The organism is Streptomyces sp. NPDC041135 (genome assembly GCF_055592085.1).
Genome location: NZ_JBVIYZ010000085.1, coordinates 1 through 3,839 on the forward strand (window position 1 = coordinate 1; position 3,839 = coordinate 3,839).

The following is a 3,839-nucleotide window of genomic DNA, read 5'->3' on the forward strand; positions in this document are numbered from 1 at the left end:
ACCCATCCTCCCGGTCTGGCTCAACGAGCCAGACCCCGGAAGGGGGTCAATTCTCAAAGTCGGAGACTGGTCCACTTTTAGAAGACCACCGACACGTGGGGGCCCGACTACAACCAGCGCCCTCCCGGGCGTCAGGTGCCGCCGCATGGTCGCACCGTGATGTTGTGCGGTCCTGCCCACGCCTACCCGCCCGTCGGCTGTCTCGGACAGGCCGCAGCGAGGCTGCCCTGGAGCGATAGTACAGTTCGCGTGCTCGATACTCCGGCAGGTGCCAGCTCCGTTCACGGGCATCGGCCCACTCGTGATGGCCCCTCGACCGAAGCCGAACCGCCGGTCCTGCCGGGTGGAGGCGACGCGTCCGGCACCCGGCAGGGTCGAGCACGGCAGCCCGTTCACCCGGATCGACCTGATGGCGCCCCGCCACCACCGACGGTAGAGGGAGCGCAGTACCTTGGCCCTTTGACGGTGCGCGGTGGAAGCTCGAAGAACGGATCGACCACCGAAGTAGCCCGCAACCCAGATCACCCAGCACCGCATGCCCGAGTGATTGATCCACTAAGCATGCCTCCCGCCCCCGGCCTCACAGCACAACCTGCGCGAACACGTCAAGGGCGACACCCGGGCCCACCCCTGGCCCTTCAGCCAAGACGGCCGGTGGACCACGGCCGACGACCATCCGGAAGCACCCGACAACCGCGAACCTAACCGCGAGTGACATCGCGTGCCACGTTCGGGTGCCGCGTGGTGAGGATCATGAGGGGGCGGACCGGGGGCCGGGGAACCCGGTGACCAGCCGGGAGCAAGACGCGGTGCGTCTGCTGCTGCTGATCGACGAGGCGGGCGAGCCGCTGACAGCAGCAGAGCAGCAATGCCGGCGCTGGAACATGCCGTGGGTGTCATGCGGACGCAGGTCACGCTGCAGAAGCTGGACTTCTGGTGGCGCAACCCGGACTACTTGGCCAACGAGCTGCTGAGACTGGATACGAGAGCGAGCGTGAAGAGGCGCTGCTTGACGTCGCCGGCCGCATCTTGCCGTCCCGAGGAGCCACTTCACGCCCGGGCCTTGGGTGAATTATTCGGTCTGAGCTTAAGCGCCGTCACCCGCGACACCGCCCTGGCGACCAAAGCCTGGAATCGGCTGTTCGCCGTAGCGGACTGGGCCTTCGCCCGTGAAAAGGAACAGCAGCACAAGGCCACCCCGGCCTTCACCTGGAAAGTGCTGGCGGGGCAGGTCAAGGACTTCGTCAGCTTCGCCGTGGAGCAGGGGAAGATCAACCGTATCAACGAGCAGTGGACACCAAGTGAGTACCTGCCTGGCAGCGATGCCTTCGACAACCACCCCGCCCGGCAAGGCTCGGAACGCCTGCTCATGTGGTGGGTGCGGCGAAACTATGGGTCCAGGAGCGATCTCACCACCCAAGATGCGCACGCCAGGCACGGCAACGCTGTACGCAGCGAGATCCGCCGGGCCTACGAGGCCTACCCGCTGAATGACTTCAACATCCTCTCCGTCGCCCACGACATGCCCGCCGCCTGCACCGCGCCAGCGGACCGCCGGCCACCGTCTCCCTCCGATGGATCCGAGAAGACGTCAACGCCCATCCCAAACCGGAGCCGTGGCCGGGCGAATGGCGACTGTGCACGTGGGAGCCATGGCACCTCTTCGCACGCTCCAGCAGCTGACGTCTCGGCGGGTTCAGGCGTACCGGAAGTTCTCATCGTGGCGCACCGCTGCGTGCGGAAACGGCTGCAGAAGTCGGCTGAGCTGTCATGGTCGGGTCCAAGGGACGTCGACCATGACAACGCGATCGCTCGCCGACCCATGCAGACACGACGGGGATAACCCGCACGCTAGATACACCGAAGGGGCGGCACGGGCATGCACAGGTGACTACCGTTTCTTCTCCGGTGATCAACAGGGGGCGGGGATGAAGACGACGTTGCTGCGTAAGGGCGAGAACACGGCGTTGCAGACAGCGCGGACGGTGCTGGCGGTGGCGGTGCAGGGACTGTCGGCGGATGTGTCCGCGCTGCTGCTCGGTCCTGACGGCAAGGTGCGTGGCGATGATGACTTGGTCTTCTACAACCATCCAGCCCAGGACGGCGTGTCCGTCGAGGGCGCGGCGGTCACTGCGGAGCTTTGTCGCCTGCCGGCAGGCGTGCACCGTGTGGTTGTTGTGGTGAGTGCTGATCCGATGCAGCCAGGCGCCGTCTTCACCCGGGCACCTCAGCTGACGATTACCCAGAGCGGCGCCCCTCTGGTGTCGTTCACCGCGCCGGACTTCACGTCAGGGGAGACCGTCGTGGTCCTGGCGGAGCTATACCGCCGTGGTGACGGCTGGAAGGTCCGGGCCGTGGGGCAGGGGTACGCTTCCGGCCTTGCGGGACTGGCGACTGACTACGGCGTCGATGTCGATCCCAAGCCCTCTGCCGCGCCGCTTCCCGCCCAGACACGCACTACGACAACCGCCGCGGTGGACCTGACGAAGGTGGAGCGGAAAGCTCCGGGCCTGCTAGCCCCCGCGCGACAGGCCAGTCAGGTTCTCGCGAGTCGAGGGATGTTCGGGCGACGAGCTGCCGTCTACCTCATCCTGGATCATGACTGGCACATGGAAGAGCTGTATGAGTCGTTCGCCGTGCAGGCCTTCGCCGAACGCGTTCTGGCCCTCTCTGCCAATCTCGACGACGATGGCACGGTCCCCGTGGTCTTCTCCAGTGGGCGAGAGCCGTTTTTGGAGGAGATCCGGCTGGACAACTACCGCGGTCGTATCGGGCAGCTGCATACTCAGATCGACTGGGGTTGGGGCAATGTCGCCGACGCTATGCGCCGGGCGGTCAGCCACTACCAGGAGTCCGGCGCGGCAGACCCCGCCTTCATCGTGACTCAGGTCGGTGACGAGCCCTGGGACAAAGCTGAGGTTCGCTCCATGCTCCAGAACACCGCCTCCCTGGGTGTCTTCTGGTTGTTTGTGGGCTTCGGCCGCGGCAAGCTGGCGTTCTACAAGAACCTCAACGCCTCAGCCTCTGCCACCTTCACCAATGTCGCGTTCTACGACGCCAGCAAGAATCCGGGATCGGTGCCTGGCGAGCGGTTCTACACAGGACTTGTCGACGCCTTCGCTACCTGGATGCGGTCGTGAGGCCCCGTTGAGCTAGCCGTAACTGCCACTCAAGCAGTCGCCACAAACCAGACCGAACCCGGACTCGCGCAGCGTCTGGATCACCCCGGCTGATCGAGTGTTTGCTAGACGGGCGCACCCTGTATGCGAGTTCTGTGGTTCTTGATTGGGCAGCTGGGGTAGCGTGTCGACCAGCGTTCGTGGCGTTCCCTCCGCGCCGCCTGCGGCGGGGCGCCACGCATGCTACCGACACGCCGAGCGGATGTCGCCGGCAGGGGCGGGGAGTGTTGGTTCCAGATTTGATCCAGGTTTCTGTTTGAAGCAGGCTGGGTTCATCCGTCCCACGCACCGCGCTGCACTCGCCCGTCGGACGGCTTGTCACTGTTCCGTATGCACGGAAGGCACCTCCCACCCTTGCTCTCCACCTGCTTGACGGACCGCCATCCCGGACTAGGTGCTGCTGCCGTGGGCCGCAGGCCCGTTGGGTGGGCCGCGCGGAGCGTGGCGCACCTTTCGTGACGCGGAGCGTCACAGTGGCTGGAGCGCAGCGGAGGCCACGGGCAGGCCGTGCGGGGCACTTACTCCTGGAGCGCAGCGCAGGGAGTACAGACGAGACTGCGAAGCAGGCTCGTTCAGCAGGGAGCGCAGCGAGCTGCTTCCCGCTCACGCGGAGCGTGAGCGAACCACCCGCGCGCAGCGCGGGTGTACCCGCTCCGCGGG

The 3,839-nt window shown here is 66.0% G+C and carries 2 protein-coding genes; both read left to right on the forward strand.

Going from position 1 to position 3,839, the window contains the following annotated elements:
- The first annotated feature begins 868 nt into the window (after positions 1-868).
- Positions 869-1,843, forward strand: a complete 975-nt coding sequence (locus tag ACZ6CZ_RS37825) for a hypothetical protein (RefSeq protein ID WP_469030626.1) — start codon at positions 869-871, stop codon at positions 1,841-1,843.
- A gap of 85 nt (positions 1,844-1,928) precedes the next feature.
- Positions 1,929-3,140, forward strand: a complete 1,212-nt coding sequence (locus ACZ6CZ_RS37830) for a VWA domain-containing protein (protein WP_469030629.1) — start codon at positions 1,929-1,931, stop codon at positions 3,138-3,140.
- Positions 3,141-3,839: the final 699 nt, after the last annotated feature.

Excerpts from the sequence above, each read along its gene's own strand:
- ACZ6CZ_RS37825 (WP_469030626.1), top strand. The coding sequence starts at position 869 with ATGCCGGCGCTGGAACATGCCGTGGGTGTCATGCGGACGCAGGTCACG.
- ACZ6CZ_RS37830 (WP_469030629.1), top strand. The coding sequence starts at position 1,929 with ATGAAGACGACGTTGCTGCGTAAGGGCGAGAACACGGCGTTGCAGACA.